Consider the following 19,478-nt stretch of genomic DNA (forward strand, 5'->3'; position numbering starts at 1 on the left):
GGCGGCGGGATCGACTGCCGCCCGGCGCCGAGCGGCGGCGCGCGCCCGCGCAGGGGAGGGAAGGCATGATCGTCACCACCACGAACGGCGTCGAGGGACGCCAGATCGTGCAGTACCACGGCATCGTCTCGGGGGAGGCGATCTTCGGCGCCAACATCTTCAAGGACTTCTTCGCCTCGATCCGCGACATCGTCGGCGGGCGCTCGGGCTCCTACGAGCGGGTGATGCGCGAGGGCCGCGACACCGCAATCAACGAGATGCTCGACGAGGCGCGCAAGCTCGGGGCGAACGCCGTCATCGGTGTCGACCTGGACTACGGGGCGATCGGCGCCAAGGAGAGCATGATGCTCGTCACCGCCTCGGGGACGGCGGTCACGCTGCGCTGAGGCCGCGCCCGTTGGGCACGCCGCGCACGAGCAGCGCGCCCACGAGGAAGAAGACGAGCAGCACGATCGGCCCCGCGGCCTGCGTCTGGAACACGCCGGTGAAGACGGCGACGAGAAACGGGCCGAGGAAGGCCGTGAGCTTGCCCGAGAGCGCGAGCAGGCCGAAATAGCGCCCCGCGTCGCCGGCGGGAACGAGCCGTGCCAGGAGCGAGCGCGAAGAGGCCTGCAGCGGCCCCGCCAGCGCGCCGATGACGAGGCCGAGCCCGAGGAAGACCTGCTCGGGCACGCTGCCGTAGAGACCCGGCCCGCCGGCCGGCGCGGTCTCGACCACGAACAGGACACGGCTCTCGCCGAGCGAGAGCACGCCGATCGTCACCAGCGCGAGGATGGCGAGGCTCCCGAGGATGACCGCGCGGGGGCCGATCCGGTCGTCGATGGGGCCGCCGGCGAGGGCGCCGAGGGTGCCTGTGACGAGGATCAGGATGCCGAAGACGCCGAGCTCGACCGTGCTCCAGCCGAACAATCCCGCGCCGTAGATCGTGCCGAGCCCGAAGAGCACGACGAGCCCGTCCTGGTAGGCCATGTGCGCCAGCAGGAAGCGCGCGATCGCCGGGTTGCGCCGGGCATCCGCGATCGTCCCGCGCACGCGCGCCAGGCCCTCGCGAACAGCCGCGCCGACGGGACGGCCCCCGCGCGGCGCATCGGGGGTGAAGACCGCGAGCGGCAGGACGAAGACGGCGAACCACAGGGCCGTCAGCGGGCCGACGATCCGGTCGCCCTCCCGCGCGGCGGGATCGAGGCCGAAGAGCGGCTCGAGGCCCGCGAGCGTGCGTCCGGTCTCCGGGCTCGCGGCGAGGAGCGTGAGCACGATCGCGAGCGAGACGAGCCCGCCGGCGTAGCCCGTCGCCCAGCCGGCGCCGGACAGACGCCCGAGGCGATGGGCCGGCACGAGGGCGGGCATCATCGCGTTGTTGAAGGTCCCCGCGAGCTCCGCCGCGACCGTCGCGACCGCGAAGGCGACGAGGGCGAGGAGGACGAGGTCCGGGGAGGCGGCCGGCGGCACCAGCCACAGCAGCGCGGCTGCCGCACCCATCAGCGCGCCGAACGCGAGGACCCACGGCTTCTTCGGCCCGCCGGCATCGGCGATGGCGCCGAGCACGGGGGAGAGGATGGCGAGGGACAGCCCCGCGGCCGAGGTCGCGAGCATCCACTGCGTCTGGCCCGAGACCGGGTCCGACGCGACGGCGTTGACGAAGTAGGGACCGAACACGAACGTCACGACGAGCGTGAAGAAGGGCTGCGTCGACCAGTCGAACAGCACCCAGCCGACGAGCGCCCGACGCGGCACTGTCTCGCCCGCCGGTTTCGCGCCGGCGCCGTCCGCGGGGTCCACGGACGAGAGGCCCTCGGGCGAAGCCGTGTCTCGCGCGAGGGCGTCGGGCTGCATGCGGCGTCTCCGGAAGGACCGCTTCCGTTCTAGCGGGCGCGCGGGCGCGGCGCCAGCCTCCACGAGGCGTGTTCCCGAGGCCCGTCCCTGGGCCCGCCGGCTCGCGGCTCAGCCGACGAGCTTCGCCCGCGTGGCGCTCAGCTCCGCGATGGCCGCCTCGACTTCCGCCTTCTGCGCCTCCAGATGGGCGATCTGCTCGTCGATCTTCTCCACCGAGAGCTTCAGGTCGACCCCGGCGGGGCCGCCCTTGGCGTCCGATTCGAGCATCTCCTGGATCTCGGCCAGGGTGAAGCCGAGCTGCTTGCCCTTGAGGATGACGGACAGGCGGGCGCGGTCCTGCGCCGAGTAGATCCGCATCGTCCCGATTCGGCGTGGCGACAGCAGGCCGCGATCCTCGTAGAACCTGAGCGCGCGCAGGGTGACGTCGAACTCGCGCGACAGGTCGCTGATGAGGTATTCCAGATCCTCGGTCCTCTCGGTGTCCCCTTGCTGCTTGTCCTTCTTGCGAGACTTTGCGATCGTGGTCATGTGGAACGGCCCCCGAAAGACCATCGAAACAGGAGCGAATCCACCCGGGTGCATTCGCATGGTTGTTTCATGATGCAATGAAAGCGAACGGGTGGCAAGCGAGAGCTGCGGAGCGATTCTCAAGCAACACATGCTGGCATGTGCGCGCCGGCCGAGCCTCCGCGCTCGGTCCGCACGAGGTGCGCGTGCGCGCGACACCGGCGCCCGCGCTGTCGCCTTGCCTAGCGGGCGCCGGCACTCCATGTTGTGGCCGTGATGATCGTCATGCGTCCCGCCCTCCTCGTGCTCGGCTCCGTGGCCGCCGCGATGCTCGCGCCGGTCCCCGCTTCCGCACAGTTCGGGCGCGAGCCGACCGCCTGCATGCAAATCGCGACGAGCTATGCCGAGACGCTGGTCGATCTCGGGGAGATCGACCGGCTGGTCGATACCCAGACGCAGGCGCTGGCGGCGCTCGACGAGATCGCGGCGCGCGAGGAGATCGCGCCGTTCGACCGGCTCCAGGAGGCCGAGGCCCTGCTGCGCGGGCGAGATCTCTGGGACGCTGCGCGCGAGATCCGCCGGGTCGACCGCCTGATCGACAACGCGTCCTCCGTCGTCGCGGGCTGGCGGGGGCTCTACTGCCCCTCGGCGCGCCCCACCGGCGCCGCCGGCCTGGAGGGCCAGGAGCGCTGCAACGCGCTGTCGGCGATCTTCGTCGACCGGCTGCGCATCGACAACCCGACCCCGCAGCAAATCCGCGCGCGCGAGGCGCGCGAGTCGGAGCGTCAGACGATCCTCAAGGCGCGGATCACGCGATCCGACCGCGACGATCTGCTCCAGCTCTGGCGCCTGCGCTCCGAAGCGTTCGAGACGCTGATGACGCTCGAGCGCGCGCGCGTGCTCCAGGAGGCGGCCGAAGCGCTGCTCGTGCGCACCCGCGAGGAAGGCTGCCTCAACGGCGAGACGACCTGAGGCGAGGGCGCCGCCCGCCGGTCGCGCCCGGCTCGCGACGGACCGGTTGCGCCCGCGCCGCGTCTCGCGCATAGGAGCGGCGCATCTCCAGGAGCCGAGCCCCGTGACCGAGACCGCCCCGCGCCGCACCTGCCTCGCCGTCGTCCTCGCCGCGGGCGAGGGCACCCGCATGCGCTCCGACACGCCCAAGGTGCTTCATCGCGTCGCTGGACGCTCGATGCTCGCCCACGCGCTCGCCGCGGTGCGCGCCGCCGGCGCCGATCGCGTCGCCGTGGTCGTCGGCCCGGGCCGCGAGGACGTCGCCGCGGCCGCGCGCGAAGCGGTGCCGGACGCCGCGGTCTTCGTGCAGTCCGAGCGCCTCGGCACGGCGCACGCGCTGCTCGCCGCCCGGGCGGCGCTCGCCGAGCCCGCCGACGACGTCGTCGTCGCCTATGCCGACACGCCGCTGATCGAGGCCGAGACCTTCGCGCGCCTGCGCGCGCCGCTCGCGGAGGGCGCGGGCGTCGTCGTGCTGGGCTTCGAGGCGGCGGATCCGGCGGGCTACGGCCGCGTCCTGCGCGAGGGCGAGGCCGTCGTCGCGATCCGCGAGGACCGCGATGCGGCCGAGGCCGAGCGGGCGGTGACCCTGTGCAATGCCGGCCTGATGGCCCTCTCCGGGAAGCAGGCGCTCTCGCTTCTCGAGGCGATCGGCAACGCCAACGCCAAGGGCGAGTACTACCTGACCGATGCGGTCGAGATCGCCCGTGCGCGCGACCTCCCCGTCGCCTGCGTGGTCGCGCCGGAAGACGAGGTGCAGGGCGTCAACGACCGCGTCCAGCTCGCGACCGTGGAGCGCACGCTCCAGGAGCGCCTGCGGGAGCGGGCGATGCGGGCCGGGGTCACGATGATCGACCCCGACAGCGTCTTCCTCTCCCACGACACGGTGCTCGGGCGGGACGTGACGATCGAGCCCAACGTTGTCTTCGGGCCGGGCGTCGCGGTCGAGGCGGGCGCGACCATCCATGCCTTCTCGCATCTCGAGGGTGCGCGCGTGGCCGCCGGCGCGAGCGTCGGCCCCTTCGCGCGGCTGCGGCCGGGCGCCGACATCGGCGCGTCGGCCAAGGTCGGCAACTTCGTCGAGGTGAAGAAGGCGCGCGTCGGCGCCGGCGCCAAGCTGCCGCACCTCGCCTATGTCGGCGATGCCGAGATCGGCCCGCGGGCCAATCTCGGCGCGGGCACCATCACCTGCAATTACGACGGCTTCGACAAGCACCTCACCCGCGTCGGGGAGGGGGCCTTCGTCGGCTCGAACTCCTCCCTCGTCGCGCCGGTGACGATCGGGGCGGGGGCCTATGTCGGCTCGGGCTCGGTGGTGACGCAGGACGTGCCCGAGAACGCGCTCGCCCTCGCCCGCGGCCGCCAGGAGACGAAGCCCGGCTGGGCGACGCGGTTTCGCGACGGCAAGCGCTCGCGCCAGACGAGCGGCGGAACGTGACCGGTCCGACCACGTTCATAAACGGTCAAGAAACGTGATTGGCCTAACCTGCGGCGTCCGGGTAGCTCCCGAACCGGCGGGCACGGCGGCCGTGCGCTCCTGACGCGAGGTGTTCCCATGTGCGGTATCATCGGCATTCTCGGGCGTGACGACGTCGCGGACCGGCTGGTCGACGCACTCAAGCGGCTCGAGTACCGCGGCTACGACTCGGCGGGCGTCGCGACGCTCCAGGGCGGGCGCATCGTGCGGCGCCGGGCCGAGGGCAAGCTGCGCAACCTCGAGGCCAGGCTCGAGGCCGAGCCGCTGCCCGGCCGTGCCGGCATCGGCCACACCCGCTGGGCGACGCACGGGCGCCCGACCGAGGCGAACGCCCACCCGCACGCCACGGACCGGCTCGCCATCGTCCACAACGGAATCATCGAGAACTACCGCGAGCTGCGGTTCGCCCTCGAGGACGAGGGCGTGCGATTCGCCTCCGACACGGATACCGAGGTGGTGGCCCAGGCCGTGACGCAGGAGATGAAGGCCGGGCGAGATCCGCGCGCCGCCGTCCTCGCCGTGCTGCCTCGCCTGCGCGGCGCCTTCGCGCTCGCCTTCCTCTTCGAGGGCCGGGAGGACCTGATGATCGGCGCCCGCCGCGGGTCGCCGCTGGCGGTCGGCCACGGCGACGGCGAGATGTTCCTCGGCTCGGACGCGCTGGCGCTGGCCCCGTTCACCGACGACATCACCTACCTCGAGGAGGGGGACGTCGTGGTGATGACCCGTGCCGGCGCCACGCTCCTCGACGAGCGCGGCACGCCGGTCTCGCGCCCGCGCCAGCGCATCGCCGCCGGCGTCTACGCGGCCGAGAAGGGCGTCCACCGCCACTACATGATCAAGGAGATCCACGAGCAGCCGGAAGTCGTCGCGCGCACGCTCGCGGTCCATCTCGAGCCGCAGAACGCCGCCGCCGTCGATTGGGCGAGCCTCGAGCGCCTGACGATCACCGCCTGCGGGACGGCGTACTACGCGGGCCTCGTCGCCAAGTACTGGTTCGAGCGTCTGGCGCGGCTGCCCGTCGAGATCGACGTCGCCTCCGAGTTCCGCTACCGCGAGGCGCCGCTTCCCGAGAAGGGGCTGATGATCGTCGTCTCCCAGTCGGGCGAGACGGCGGACACGCTGGCGGGCCTGCGCTACGCCAAGGAGCACGGGCAGACGGTGATCGCCGTGGTCAACGTGCCGACCTCCTCGATGGCGCGCGAGGCGCACGCGATCGCGCAGACCCATGCCGGCCCGGAGATCGGCGTCGCCTCGACGAAGGCCTTCACCTGCCAGCTCGCGACGCTGTTCGCCCTCGCGCTCCAGGCGGGCCGCGCCCGCGGCACGCTGAGCGCGGCGGAAGCCGAGCGCTATGCCGAGGCCGCCCTGCGCGCGCCCGCGCTGATGCACGAGGCGATGGCGCTCGAGCCCCGCATCGACACGCTCTCGCGCGAGCTCTCGAAGGCCCGCGACGTGCTCTATTTCGGCCGCGGCGCCGCCTACCCGATCGCGATGGAAGGGGCGCTCAAGCTCAAGGAGATCTCCTACATCCACGCCGAGGGCTACGCGGCCGGCGAGCTCAAGCACGGCCCGATCGCGCTCATCGACGAGGCGACGCCCGTCGTCGTCGTCGCGCCGTTCGACCACCTCTTCGAGAAGACGATCTCGAACATGCAGGAAGTCGCCGCCCGCGGCGGGCGGATCGTGCTGATCACCGACGAGGCCGGCGTCGCCCACGCCCAGCTCGACACGCTCGCGACGCTCGTGCTGCCGAAGGTCGACCCGATGGTCGCCCCGCTCGTCTACAGCGTGCCGGTGCAGCTGATCGCCTACCACACCGCCGTCTTCATGGGGAAGGACGTCGACCAGCCCCGCAACCTCGCGAAGTCCGTCACGGTGGAGTGAACCGGGCCTTCGTCCCGGCGTCACTGTGAGTGAAAAACAAAGTTTGGACATGTGAAATAGAGTTTGGACATGAGGAAATGAGTTTGGACGGAAGGCTGCCTCTGGTAAACTGGGTAAGGCTGCTACATGCGGCGGCCGCGGAGTTTGATCATGGGCCGGTCCCCGCAGGCCTGGACGGAACAAAAGATTGAGAAGCGCTTCACCCAAGGTTTCGGCGGGGGGGTGGGCCGTGACTACAAACCATGGCTGACCGTTAGTCGGTCCACGCCCTCCGTCGGGACCTCCAACCGCTCCGGAAGCCGCACCACAGGACGGGTGCACCATTTTTTGTCGGACATCGAGCGCAACACCTTCCTGATCTACGATTGGTCGGCGAGCGTGGTGGACATCCGCGAGCAGTTCCCTCTCGACCGCGGGGAGACCCGTGCCATCGCCGAGGCAATGGCGGTGCGGCATCCGCTGTACCCAAAGTCCGATGTTCCGGTCGTCATGACGACGGACTTTCTGCTCGACACCGCCGTCGACGGCCACGCGACGCAGTTGGCGCGGGCGGTCAAGCCGGCCGCCAAGCTCGCCGACCGGCGCGTTCAGGAGAAGCTGGAGATCGAGCGCCGCTACTGGCTCGGACGCGGGGTCGACTGGGGCATCGTGACCGAGCGCGACCTTCCGCCGGTCCTCATCCAGAACCTGACCTGGCTGGCGGGTCCCTGGGCGCGGGAAGATTGGAAGTCCGGCGACGTCGACCGCGTGGCGGCGCTGGAGGAAGCGCTCTCGACGGACGGTGACGTGCAATTCTGTGACTTCTGCGCGGCAATGGATCGGCGTCTCGGCAAAGGCGGTGGCATCACCATCGGTCTGATCCGTCGTCTGGTCAGCACGAAACGCTGGAGTACGGACCTGTCGGTCGTTATCTTCGATCCGGCCCAGCCGATGAGCCGCTTTCGCCTCGCCTCGTCCGTCGCGAAGAGGGCGCCGGCATGATCATCCCCGCAGTGCGCGATGTGGTGCGCTTCGCCGACAGCGGACGACGCGAGCGTCTGATCTGGGTCGAGGCGCCGCGGGCCGCCTATTTCTTCATCGACATTGACGCCGAGAGCACGTCGCCGCTGCTGCGTCGCCGCGAGGAGATTGAGGCGCTGATCGGCGACGGACTGCTCGCCCCGACCGAAGACCCGTGGCTGCGGCCAATGCTGGAATCTGCGCTCTCGCCCGCCCAGAAGGCGAAGCGCGACGCTGCATGGTCGGCGATCCAGCCGCTGATCGCCGATCAGCCGATGGTGTTCGACCCCGAGTATCGCTCGAATTCTGTAGCCCGGATCGTCGCCGCCAGCGCCCTTAGTCGCCAGACCGTCTACCGGCTCATCCGACGTTACTGGCAGAGGGGGATGACGCCGAATGCGCTGATCCCGGACTACGCCAACAGCGGCGCGCCCGGTCAAGACAGACCGACGCCGATCGGCAAGCGCGGCCGGGCTGTGAAGTTCGGCCTGGAGGGTCTGAACGTCGACCGGGCGCTGCGCGACAAGATGCGCGATGCCGTGACCCGCTACTATGGAATGAACCGACGTATTGATTTGAAGGAGTGCCATAAGCTGCTGCTCGACGATCATTTCACCGACATGGTCGTCGATCCGAAGACTGGCGCGCAGAAGCCCATGGTCCGGCAGCCTTATCCGTCGATGGGTCAGTTCAGGTACTGGTTCGAGAAGGACAACGACGTCTTCGAGATCGAGCGTCGCCGGCGCACCCCGCGGGTCTTCGACAAGGACATGCGGGCGCTGCTGAGCACGTCCACCGCGTCAGTCCCTGGTCCCGGGTCGCTCTGGCAGATCGACGCAACGATCGCCGACGTCTACCTCGTCTCAAGGCTCAACCGATCGAAGATCATCGGCCGCCCGGTGCTATACTTTATCACGGATGTGTTCAGCCGGATGATCGTCGGGCTTGCGGTTACCTTCGAAGGGCCGTCCTGGGTGGGCGCTATGACTGCGCTCGTTAACGCGGCGTCGGACAAGGTCGCCTTCTGCCGTGAATACGGGATCGAGATCGAACCCGCCGACTGGCCCTGCGTCGGCTTGCCGAGTGCCATCATCGGCGACCGCGGAGAGATGCTGAGCCCCCGGGCCGAGACGCTCATCAATCACTTCGGTGTCGATCTGAAGAACACGCCTCCCTACAGGGCGGATCTGAAGGGGATCGTTGAAAAGCGGTTCGACCTGATCCAGAAGGATTTTGGGCCTTACGTGCCGGGCTTCGTGGAGCCTGACTTCCGCGAACGCGGCGTCCGTGACTATCGGCTTGACAGCAAGCTTACCATCGACGAGTTCATTTCTGTCATCATCAACTGCGTCCTCGTCCACAACAACAGCCATCGGTTTAAGGAGTACCCGCGCGACGCGCAGATGATCGCGGATGACGTGCAGCCTGTCCCAATTGATCTCTGGGAATGGGGTATCGCGCGGCGCGGCGGTGATCTTCAACGATATTCGGCCGAAAAGGTCCGTCTCAGCCTGCTACCAGAGGATGTAGCCACGGTGACGCGGTCCGGCATCCGGTTCTATGACTGCTACTACAGCTCATCCGAGGCGGTGGCCCGGAACTGGTTCGTTAAAGCAAACGGCGGGCGGTGGAAGGTTCCTATATCGTACGATCCGCGCTGCATGGACACGATTTGGCTCCACGGCGACGCCCGGCGTCCGACGTTCACGCCCTGCTTCCTCACCGACCGATCCGCGATGTACCGCGACCGAAGCCTCTGGGAGGTCGATCAAATCCGTCAGGCGGAGAAGCGCGCCGACGCTCGTCATGAGGCGACGCGACTGTCGGCTGAGATCGACCGTGACAGGCGGAACCGCGAGATCGTCAAGAAAGCGACGGCTGCTACGGACGCCGTGCTCGACCCGGAGGCCACGGCCGCGTCTCGCACGAAGGGCATCCGCGCCAACCGCGCCGCTGAGCGCGCGGCTCACGGCAAGGAGCAGGCCGTCCGCCACGCGGAGCCCTCCGTACAAGGGGACGAGGCGCGGAAGGTGGTGCCTTTCGACCGAGGTGCCGGCGCCGATTCGAGCGGCGTCTACGACGAGCCTAGCGTGGCGGATTTCGAGGACTTCCTGCTGAAGGACGACGGCGATGAGCGGTGACGTTCCGGATACTTTACCGGAGTACTGCGAGAACCCCTTCATCGCCCGCCTGCCGCCGGTGCTCTCCGCAGCCGGACTGTTCCGGACTCTCCAGGACCTTCCGCGCCACGACGAGGCGGAGCGCCGGCTGCCATCGCACCTGCGCATCCATTGCGCAATGCGCCTCGGCCGCTACTTCGACCCGAACGAGCGACACATCGCGCTGGAACAGCGCATGGACGTGTTGATCCGGCAGGGTTATCTCGGCCGTAACCCGAATACCACCGACTACTACCTGAGGCTTCGCAACGACCTCGCCCGCGTCAGCGCGCGCAGCTTCGACGTCGAGGCGACGCCGATGTGCACCACCGCCAACGGTTTCGCGCTGATTGGCGTCTCGGGCATGGGAAAGACCGACAGCATCACGCGAATCCTGAAGCGTTACCCTCAGGTCATCGAGCATGTCGAGCCGGTGGCGGTGTCGCAGGTGCCTTGGGTGAAGCTCGAATGTCCCTACAAGGGCTCGGTGAAGCAGCTCTGCTTCGACTTCTTTTCCAAAATGGACGAGCTGCTTGGCACGAGCTTCCGCAAACAGCACGGCGGTCGGCGTGCGGGTGTCGATGACGTGACGCTGCAGATGGCGGCCATCGCCAACCGGCATGCTGTCGGGCTGATTGTCATAGACGAGATTCAGCACCTGACGGAGGCGCAGGGCACCGGGTCGAAAGAGATGCTGAACTTCCTCGTCACGCTGGTGAACCGCTGCTCCACCCCGGTAATGATCATCGGCACGCCTCGCGCGCTACCGCTCGTCCAAGGCGCGTTCCGGCAGGCCCGGCGCGCGAGCGGCGTCGGCAGCGTGATGTGGGAGCGCATGACGCCTGGAAAGACTTGGGACCATTTCGTCAGAAGGATGTGGGCCTACCAGTGGACCCGCGAGCATGTTGACCTGAGCGACGAGATCCGTGCGGTCCTCTACGACGAGTCTCAGGGGATCATTGATGTTCTGGTGAAGCTCTACATGCTCGCGCAAGTTCGTGCGATCTCCTTTTCGGCAATGGAGCCGCGCCCCGAGCCGCTCGACGCCAAGGCGCTACGACGGACTGCCGAAGAGTACCTGGGCCTCATCCAGCCGATGATCTCGGCCCTGCGCAGCGGCAGGGCCGAGATCATCGCGCAATATGATGACCTGGAGCCCTTCGCACTCCATGTGCGACGGGCTCTAGATGACGCGCTGATGCGCGCAGGCGCGGCGCCGGATCTGGCCGCCCTCGATGAGCCAACGATCGGAGAGACGGCCAAAGGCTCGGAGACCGCGGACGACGCGCCGATCATCGCCGCGCTTGAGAGGCTGGGCCTCGCGCCTGACATCGCGCGTATCATGGTCCATAAGGCGCGCGCCGGCATGCCAGGCGCGAGCGCGCTCGAGCTGTCGGGCATAGTCATGGACATGGTCCGCGGCCGCGGCCCTGAAACGCCGCCTAAACGTTCGAAGGGCCGTCCGCGCAAGGTAGAGGTCGAAGCGGCGCTTGTCGCAGGCGACATCCGCGCCATCGTCGGTCCGGACAAGTCCAATTGCTACGATGCGCTGTTGGCTGCCGGAGTGGTGAAGCCGCCGGCCTGTAGTCGGTTGGTCATGGAGGACGGGTTTGCCGCGTGGCGCGTTTCTGCCCTGTGAGATCATCTGTCGTGTGGCGCCACGTTGCGCCGCTGCGGGGTTAAAGTCGGCGCGATGCGGTGCGTATCGCCGTATATCGGTGCCATTTCCGGAGACACGTTCGGATCTGCAGCAGTTTTGGCGTAGTGACTTTCTGATGCAAAATGGCATCGGCGTGACTGTTGCGGCGCCATGAAGTGACGCCATATCTTGGCGCCGGCCGCTGTCCGCAATGAGTTGTCGTCGGACGCAGAGGGTTACGAATGCTGCCCTATTTTCCAATTCCGTTCCCGGACGAGCTGCTCTACAGTATCATCGCGCGCTACCATCGGCACACCTGCTCCCCTGGCCCCAAGGCGACGCTTGAGGACTTGTTCCGCAACCGTTCGGTGAAGGCGTCGGTCGATCTGCAAGGGCATCTCGGCGCGCTGGCAGGCCGGTTGCCGCCCGGTATCGGTCTGAACGCCGAGACCCTGGCTCGAAAGCACACGCTGCTGCCCTACTACACCGCCTACCAGCGACCGGAGGTGGCCCGGGCTGCGCTGGAAGCCGTGACACGGGGCACCACGGAAGGCCTGCACCTGAGGCTCGGCATCGCGACGTGGGTCGTACGCGCGCCGGTCACCCTGCGCTTCTGTCCCGCCTGCGATGCTGAGACGCTGGCGGCACGAGGCGAGCGCTGCTGGCGGCGCGCGCACCAGCTTCCGGGCGTGCTGGTCTGCCCCGACCACGGCGGAGCGCTGCGGGACTCGACCGTCGTGCCGCGGGCCACCGGGCAGCACGACTTCGTCGCCGCGACCGAGGAGGTCTGCGGGCCCGCCGAACCGCCCTCATGGGCGGCCAACCCGGCCTGCATGGAGCTCCTCGGGCGCATCGCCCGTGGCAGCGCCCAGCTCCTGTCGGCACCACATCCAGGGCGCGACATCGCCGGGACCGAGGCGGCGGTGCATGCCGCTATCGCGGTGCGCGGCCTTGCGCGGCCCACCGGCCGGCCCCATCGGCAACGTCTCGAAGCCCTACGCGACGCCGTGCTGGCGCCGTTGCGTGGCGTCCTGGCCCAGGCGTCAGAGGACGGCTGGCTGCTTAGGCTAACCCGCCGCCACCGACGGGCAGCCCCGCCGCTGGATCATGTACTCTTGGATGTCCTGCTCGCTGCGGCGGAGCCCCCGAAGCCTCGATCCCCAGCTCCCGCCCGACGACGCTTCCTCGCGGACGAACCCGCCTTCGTGGCACGGCTGACGGCCTTCGTTGCAGAAGGCAAAGGACTGTGCGCGACCGCCCGTGCGCTCGGCGTCGACCCGGGGACGGTACGGCAGCATGTGACGCGTCTCGGCCTCGCGGCGCCGTGGAAACCTCTTCATAGCAGACGAGCTACGTCGGACGATCAGAAACAAAAGACTAATCGTGCGAGTTGGCAGAGTATGCTCTCGGACGAGCCCAGGCTCAGTGTCACAGAATTGCGCCGTCGGCTTCCCGCCGAATATGCGTGGCTCTACAGAAATGATCGAGACTGGCTTCGCGACCACCGTCCCGAGCCAGCGACGCGAGGCGCACCCGTCACCCGAGTTGACTGGCACTCCGTCGACAATAGCGTCGCCGCCGATGTCGCTGCCGCGGTGGAGCGTCTCAAGACAACGGTCCCGCCGACACGCGTCACGGTCGCCGCGCTGGAGCGCGCGATCGGTCGGCCCGGCTGGATTGGACCGCGAAAGGGGAAGCTGCCGCGCACCATGGCGACGGTCCGTGAGCTTGTCGAAAGCGTGGAGGCATTCCGCACGCGTCGCGTCGCTTGGGTGGAGGCTGTTCTGGGCCCGGAAATCGCGCCATGGCGCATGCGCCAACTGGCCGGACTGCCGAGCCGCTGGCGAGCGGTGCCCGCGGATGACGCCTGAGGGCGCGCGCCAGCCGCCGGCCCAGGAAGTCGCCATCGACGCCATCGCGAACTTCGGAACGGAGCCAACGGGAATAATCCGGTGCGCGGTCACGGAGAAGACGGGGCAGAGAAGCTCCTCCGCGTGAGGCTGATCCATCGGCCGTCCCGTTGCCGGCCAGAGGCCGCTTCAGTTTGACTCGCGACCGTTTTCGCCAGAATGCTGTGAACCCCGCGATCTCCTCCAGCCTGAGGTAGAGTCCGGCCGACGTTGATCCGTGCCCGAACGCTGGACCACCCGGAGCTGGAGTTTCCGGGGTTCATACCGACGGCCGGCCGGATCGGTCGTCGGTTTTCATGAGGGTGACCGGGCACTTGTACCCGATCGCGCCGTGCGGGCGCTCCTCGTTGTAGTATCTGCGCCAAGCCTCCAACTTTTCCCGTGCGACCCTCGGGTCTGCCGCCGCGGCTTCGTTCGCGAGCTTCGGGCTTCGGCCCACACCGATCTTCGTCCCGCATGCGCCGGCCGGAGCGGCTTCCAGCCTCCTCCACCACGTGCAGGTCGATCCAACCGAGGATACCGCGTGCCGTATAGCCACCTCGCTGCAGACGGAGCGCAACTGCTTTCTGATCCTGCGGTCGTTCGAAAGCTTCGCGCCGAGGGGCGCGCGCACGGCCCGGCGTCAGTCCAACCGGTGCGCGGCCGCCTCGCCATCGGCGTCGCGGTCGTTCTGCGTTCAACGAAGCGCCTCCCCTTTTGTCGACCAGCGGAGACAGCGCCATCGAAACGCTCACCGACGCGGCGAGCAGGGCTGCGTTGCCCAGTTCGAGGACACCGGCGGGGACGCCAAGGGGAGGCCAAGGGGAGGCCAAGGGGAGGCCAAGGGGCCGTGACGCGATGATCGAAAGGGGCGAGACCTGAGCCCCAGCCCCTCGCCTTTCTGTTGGCAAAACAGCTGAGCTTCGGCATGATGCCTCGCAGGCGCAAGCGCTTGCGAGGCATCTTTGTCCGTAGATCTCTCGAAAAAATCTTCGACGTCGCATCACGCCGCAGCAAGCAGCCGAGGCGTGCGGAGACTTCCGCATGCTGGCCCTGCCGGTCTCGACGTCAACTTCTGCAAGAACCCGCGGTGTCACCAGTTCGCAGTGGCGCCGGACCCGTTCGTTCACGTCGGCCGAAAAAAGCGTCCCGGACCGCAGCACACGGTCCAGAACACGCCGCCGACGCTCATATGCGGGGCGTGCAGGAAAAGCAGCGTCGTTAAAAACAATATCGCGATCGAGGAGGAGCTGCAACGCCTACTCGATCGACACATTAGAACACAACACGAACATTCTTGCCGGAATCGGTCATGCGAGAACTTCGCCAGGCCAGCGTCGCTGCATCCCGATGAGTATCAAGGCTACGGTCGGACGAGCACGGGCGTCCCTCGCTTCATGTGCAAGCGATGCCGCAAGACCTTCTCCGTCGGCTCGCCCATTCGCCGTCAGCTGAGGTCGCACGAGAACGCGATCGTGTTCAGCCTGCTGATGAACAAGAGCCCCCTCTCGCGGATCGCCGAGGTCACAGGCCTGTCGTTCCAGACCATCTATGACAAGATCGACTTCATCTATCGACGGGTCATGCAGCTTCAGAGCGAGCGGGACCGCGAGCTCGAGCAGCTGAGCCGTTCGCGCTGGATGGTCTGCACCGACAGACAGGACCTGACCATCAATTGGCCGAGCCGCACGAGGCGCGCGACGATCCAGCTGGCGCAGGTCGCGACCGTGGAGCGAAGCAGCGGCTTCATTCTGGCGCTGCACAGCCAGTTTGACGCTCAAACCGACGCGGCGGCCTACGAGGCGCTCATGCAGGCCGCGGGCGATCTCGACGAGCCGCGGCGAGCATTCCGCACACATGGTCGGGTCTGGACCCAGGATGACTACCGCTCCGTCCTGGCGCCTCAGGATGTGCGGCGGCGCGCGGCAGAGCAGCTGATCCGAGACGCTGTCGCGGCGGCCGAGGCAAGGCTGAACGCAAGCGGTGAAGGCAGCGAGGATGACGCGGACATCGAGGTCGGCACGGACGAGAACATCGGTCCGCATGAGGAGGACATGTTCTACGAGTGCCCCACCATAGCGGGAGAGGCGGCCATCGACGCGCTGATCGACGACTTCTATCGATCTCCGGACGAGGAGTTCCCGTTCGACCCGGATCGGACCATCGACGCCGATACGATCTTCGCCGACGAGCCACCGCCGCGGCCCTGGCGCACGCCCTCGTTCCCGCAACAGTCGGACGCCAGTGCCGAGGCCGCGCCCGACACCGGCAGTGCGGCCGCCGACCCGGAGGAAGCCGCCGACGCGATGGACGCCGATAGGCAACTGCCCGCCCGAGGCTCGATGGTGCACATCGACATCCTCCAGTATGCCCATTTCCTCTACGTGCGGCGGCTCCTTGGGCCATCCATCGAGAAGATAACCTTCTGCGTGGATAACGATGCGGGCCTGATCGCGGCCTGCGTCGCCGCTTCGGCAGACCTGTTCTCCAGCCGCGCGGCCGAGTGCGCGGTCGTAACGTTCCGAAAGGAGGCGACAATCGACGAGAAGCGGGCGGAGGTCGCCGAAGGCAAGGCCCTTCTCGATGCGCATTGCGCGGCCATGCCTCTGTTCCCACGCCTGATGGTCGCCGACCTCGTCTTCGGGAACGATCTGCGCCGCGGCATCGCCGCGACGGGCGCTGTCCAGGAGGATTATCTGGGCGAGAATGACGTGCCGTATCCCTTCGTGAGCATAACCGAGGCGGGAAAGAAGATTCGGCTCGTGGCCGGCGGTCTGACGATGGATTGGCCGCGGATCGCGAAGACCTACAGAAGGGCCTCGCTTCACCCGGTGGATCGCGTGTTCATGCTGTGCCGGCGTCGCATCAGCGGCTTCGAGCGCGGCTTCGTCAGCCCGAGACGTGGCAGGCGCATCTGGAACCAATACGCCTACTACGATCCGACACAGATCGAGAAGCTGGGCCAAATCTTTCGCTTCTATTACAACTTCATGCTGCGAGGTGAGGATAAGCGAACCCCTGCCATGCGTTTGGGGCTCGCGCGCGGGCAGGTCTACATGCGAGACGTGTTCGGCGATCGATGATAACCAATGCTGGAGAAATTCGAACCGGTCGTTCTGAGAGGATCGAGGCTGAACATGATGAAGGCCGATAGCGTGCCGCCCTACCATGCCCTCATGTGGCCGACACTGATCGCGCTCAAGCAGATGGGCGGCTCAGCCTCCAATGAGGAACTCCTCGGAAAGGTGGTTGAGATTGAAGCGATCTCTGAAGAGACAGCGTCACAGCTTCACTCAGATCAGCGTCAAACCAAGTTGAATTACAATTTGGCCTGGGCAAAAACTTATCTGAAAAAGGTCGGAGCAATCGATAACAGCGTTCGAGGCGTTTGGAGCCTCACAGATATTGGCGAAAGGATGACTCCTGCCGAGGTAGCCGCCGTTCCTGCGCGTGTTCGCAAGATGCCATCGGCTCGTCGAGATGGTGAAGATCGGTCGGATGGTCTCGACGCCGATGATGCCGGGGGGCTTGAGGAAGCGCTGAAGGCGGAGCGCTCGCCGCCTGAGGAGACGTGGAAAGATCGCCTGCTGGCCTCTCTCAGACGCCTACCGCCCGACGCCTTTGAGCGGCTCTCTCAGCGCGTCCTTCGTGAAGCTGGGTTCATCCGCGTCGAGGTGACCGGGCGAGTAGGCGATGGCGGCATCGACGGACAGGGCGTCCTGCGCGTTGCGCTTCTCTCGTTCCAGGTGTTGTTCCAGTGCAAGCGCTATAGCGGCACGGTCGGAGCTTCGGCCGTTCGAGACTTCCGCGGAGCCATGGTTGGCCGATGCGACAAGGGGCTCATCATTACGACAGGCACCTTCTCCAGCGACGCAAAGCGCGAGGCGACGCGAGACGGTGCACCGGCGATCGATTTGATCGACGGCGATCAGCTCTGCGAGCTTTTAAGAAGCCTCAAGCTTGGGGTGCGGACTGAGCTCGTCGAGACGATCAACGTCGATTTGGATTGGTTCTCGAAGCTTTAAGTTGCGGTCCCCCGTAGGGGACCGCCTGTGCCAACAGAAAGGCGAGGGGCTGGGACCTGAGCCCGCCTCTCTTGCGAAACGCACCGCGGGGGAACTCTCACAGCGATGCCGCAGGTCCTTTTGGGCTTCCCGAGCGCCTCCATCGCATTCTCGAGGGGCTGCCATTGCCTCCCCATGGTGGCGCGTCACGGCCTATGAGGGGCACGAAGGCGCTCGTCGAGGGAAAATCAGGGGGCTGCTGAAGGTCTATGGGCTGCGCAAAGAAGCCCATTGCCTTCTATGGGCCTCGAGGGGAGGGCCGTCGTCGTTGAGAGCGAGCGTGAGGGGTCGTGAGCGCGCTGTGGCGGCTCCTGTTTTGATGAAACCAGTGAGATAGTTTCCACCAACGCTCTTGTGATCGAGCGGAGCCATATCCATCTGTGGCGCACCTCGGGTCCGGGCCCCTCTGGCGAGCGCTGCCGGCGCATTCGCGATGTCGGACCTCTTCGATGTCGAATGCCGGCTTGAGTTCCTCACGTGCATACCGCTACGGCGCGCGCGGCCCATTCGTCGACGAGGCGCTCCGGCATCTCGCCGGGTTCGGTCGTGCGTTCGGGCCTGCACGTCTGCGCACGGCGGGAGAGATCCCGCGCGCCGGCCTGGGGCGCCCGCTCCGTCTCTTCGACACAGGCGAGAACTGTTTCGAGCGCGCGCCGCGCTCGTCCCTCCTCCACTCCCCGTACGCTCTCCTCTCACGGAGCCCACCATGAACGAGCTCGGCGACTACCAGCTCACGGTCCTCTCCTTCGGCGCGATCGCATTCGGCCTCTACCTGCTCATCAAGGGAGGCGACTGGACCATCGACGCGGCCGCCTTCATCGCGGAGCGGGCCGGCCTCTCGAAGCTCTTCATCGGCGCGACCATCGTCGCCTTCGGCACCTCGGCACCCGAGCTGTTCACCTCCGTCAACGCCAACCTCACCGGCTTTCCGGGCATCTCGCTCGGCAACATCGTCGGCTCCAACATCGCCAACATCCTGCTCATCCTCGGCGCGACCGCGATCGTCTTTACCATCAGGGGTAAGCCGTCCGAGCTGACGCGCGACGTCGTAATCATGGTCGGCGCCACCGTCGCCCTCGTCGCGCTGATGATCTACGGCGTCGTGCCGCGCTGGGCCGGCTTCGCCATGTTCGCCGTCCTCGCCGCCTTCGTCGCCTGGCAGTACTGGACCGATGCCGGGGCGGGCGAGGCGGACGAGCACGACGAGGACGCCGACGAGAAGGGCATCGACACGATGGGCAAGGGCCTCGGCTTCTTCGTCGCTGGCTTGACCGCCCTCGTCGTCGGCTCCGAAATGCTGGTCCAAGGGGCGGTGGCCGCGGGTACAGCCATCGGCGTGCCCGAGGCCGTGATCGGCCTTACCGTCGTCGCGGTGGGCACGTCGCTGCCCGAGCTCTCGACCTGCATCGCCGCGGCGCTGAAGCGCCAGACCAACATGATCATCGGCAACATCGTCGGCTCGAACGCTTTCAACATCCTCTCGATCATCGGCATCACGGCGATGCTGAAGCCTCTCACCGTCGATCCGGCGCTCGCCGACCTCGACATGTGGGTCATGGCGGGCGTGACGCTCGCCTTCGCGGCGTGGATGCTGACCGTGTCTCGCATCGGGCGCACGGCCGGCGTCCTGATGATCCTGGCATATGTAGGCTTCATCGGCTTCACGTACCAGGACCTGATCGTCGGTTGACGAGCGCGGTCCTGCGGCGTCGAACGGCGCGCTTCGGCGTGCCTCCCCCCGGACGAAGGCGCCGCGAGCGGCTGCCTTAGGCTCAGGACCCATTAATCGGCTTGAGATCGCATTGGTCGCATGATTCAAATCCCCAAACTTTCAGGGGGTATCATGAGCAATCTATTTTGGCTGACCGACGAACAGATGGCGCGGCTGCGACCGTTCTTTCCGAAGAGCCATGGCAAGCCGAGGGTTGATGATCGGCGGGTGTTGAGTGGGATAATCTTCATCAATCGCAATGGCTTACGGTGGTGCGATGCGCCGAAGGAGTACGGCCCACCGAAGAC

General features: G+C 67.3%; 15 protein-coding genes. 12 read left to right on the forward strand and 3 right to left on the reverse strand.

Annotated features, from left to right (window positions below; all coding sequences use genetic code 11):
• Positions 1 to 65: 65 nt before the first annotated feature.
• Complete coding sequence (locus G407_RS0119695) at positions 66 to 386, forward strand: YbjQ family protein (RefSeq protein ID WP_029032200.1); 321 nt, start codon at positions 66 to 68, stop codon at positions 384 to 386.
• Here the strand turns inward: G407_RS0119695 and G407_RS0119700 are convergent.
• The gene (locus tag G407_RS0119700; RefSeq protein WP_052341638.1) at positions 373 to 1,833 is read right to left on the reverse strand and encodes an MFS transporter; all 1,461 of its coding nucleotides are present in this window, start codon (positions 1,831 to 1,833) and stop codon (positions 373 to 375) included. The genes G407_RS0119695 and G407_RS0119700 overlap by 14 nt on opposite strands.
• Before the next feature lie 108 nt (positions 1,834 to 1,941).
• Positions 1,942 to 2,361, reverse strand: coding sequence for a MerR family transcriptional regulator (locus tag G407_RS0119705; protein WP_084327657.1), 420 nt, complete (start codon positions 2,359 to 2,361; stop codon positions 1,942 to 1,944).
• Between the two features lie 264 nt (positions 2,362 to 2,625).
• On the opposite strand from G407_RS0119705, the gene G407_RS0119710 reads away from it, so the two are divergent.
• The 7 genes from G407_RS0119710 to G407_RS31295 all read left to right on the forward strand — a co-directional run bounded on the left by G407_RS0119710 (position 2,626) and on the right by G407_RS31295 (position 13,377).
• Positions 2,626 to 3,312, forward strand: coding sequence for a hypothetical protein (locus tag G407_RS0119710; RefSeq protein ID WP_156917648.1), 687 nt, complete (start codon positions 2,626 to 2,628; stop codon positions 3,310 to 3,312).
• A gap of 103 nt (positions 3,313 to 3,415) precedes the next feature.
• Positions 3,416 to 4,786 carry a bifunctional UDP-N-acetylglucosamine diphosphorylase/glucosamine-1-phosphate N-acetyltransferase GlmU gene (glmU, locus tag G407_RS0119715; RefSeq protein ID WP_029032204.1) on the forward strand — a complete coding sequence of 457 codons (1,371 nt, stop codon included), beginning with the start codon at positions 3,416 to 3,418 and terminating at the stop codon, positions 4,784 to 4,786.
• Positions 4,787 to 4,903: 117 nt separating this feature from the next.
• Positions 4,904 to 6,709: a glutamine--fructose-6-phosphate transaminase (isomerizing) gene (glmS, locus tag G407_RS0119720; RefSeq protein WP_029032205.1), complete on the forward strand. Its 1,806-nt coding sequence runs from the start codon at positions 4,904 to 4,906 to the stop codon at positions 6,707 to 6,709.
• Positions 6,710 to 6,859: 150 nt separating this feature from the next.
• Entirely contained in the window at positions 6,860 to 7,690 is an 831-nt protein-coding gene (locus G407_RS0119725; RefSeq protein ID WP_029032206.1) for a heteromeric transposase endonuclease subunit TnsA, read from the forward strand.
• On the forward strand, positions 7,687 to 9,849 hold the full coding sequence (locus G407_RS0119730) for a Mu transposase C-terminal domain-containing protein (protein ID WP_029032207.1): 2,163 nt from the start codon (positions 7,687 to 7,689) through the stop codon (positions 9,847 to 9,849). Before G407_RS0119725 ends, G407_RS0119730 begins: the two co-directional genes overlap by 4 nt.
• Positions 9,839 to 11,506: an ATP-binding protein gene (locus tag G407_RS28865; protein ID WP_052341643.1), complete on the forward strand. Its 1,668-nt coding sequence runs from the start codon at positions 9,839 to 9,841 to the stop codon at positions 11,504 to 11,506. The genes G407_RS0119730 and G407_RS28865 overlap by 11 nt, the downstream gene beginning before the upstream one ends.
• A gap of 242 nt (positions 11,507 to 11,748) precedes the next feature.
• Complete coding sequence (locus tag G407_RS31295; RefSeq protein ID WP_084327659.1) at positions 11,749 to 13,377, forward strand: TnsD family Tn7-like transposition protein; 1,629 nt, start codon at positions 11,749 to 11,751, stop codon at positions 13,375 to 13,377.
• 298 nt (positions 13,378 to 13,675) lie between these two features.
• Here the strand turns inward: G407_RS31295 and G407_RS32750 are convergent, their stop codons facing one another.
• A complete protein-coding gene (locus tag G407_RS32750) occupies positions 13,676 to 14,029 on the reverse strand; it encodes an integrase core domain-containing protein (RefSeq protein WP_342418141.1) in 354 nt (117 codons plus the stop codon).
• Positions 14,030 to 14,870: 841 nt separating this feature from the next.
• On the opposite strand from G407_RS32750, the gene G407_RS0119750 reads away from it, so the two are divergent.
• The 4 genes from G407_RS0119750 to G407_RS31305 form a co-directional block, all read left to right on the forward strand.
• Positions 14,871 to 16,478, forward strand: a complete 1,608-nt coding sequence (locus tag G407_RS0119750) for a hypothetical protein (RefSeq protein ID WP_156917649.1) — start codon at positions 14,871 to 14,873, stop codon at positions 16,476 to 16,478.
• 54 nt (positions 16,479 to 16,532) lie between these two features.
• Positions 16,533 to 17,420: a restriction endonuclease gene (locus G407_RS0119755; RefSeq protein WP_043540240.1), complete on the forward strand. Its 888-nt coding sequence runs from the start codon at positions 16,533 to 16,535 to the stop codon at positions 17,418 to 17,420.
• A gap of 745 nt (positions 17,421 to 18,165) precedes the next feature.
• Positions 18,166 to 19,149: a calcium/sodium antiporter gene (locus G407_RS0119760; protein WP_029032211.1), complete on the forward strand. Its 984-nt coding sequence runs from the start codon at positions 18,166 to 18,168 to the stop codon at positions 19,147 to 19,149.
• A 153-nt stretch (positions 19,150 to 19,302) separates the two neighbouring features.
• A partial coding sequence (locus tag G407_RS31305; RefSeq protein WP_156917585.1) for a transposase occupies positions 19,303 to 19,478 on the forward strand: 176 nt, incomplete at its 3' end.

This window comes from Salinarimonas rosea DSM 21201, from assembly GCF_000429045.1.
Lineage (GTDB): Bacteria > Pseudomonadota > Alphaproteobacteria > Rhizobiales > Beijerinckiaceae > Salinarimonas > Salinarimonas rosea.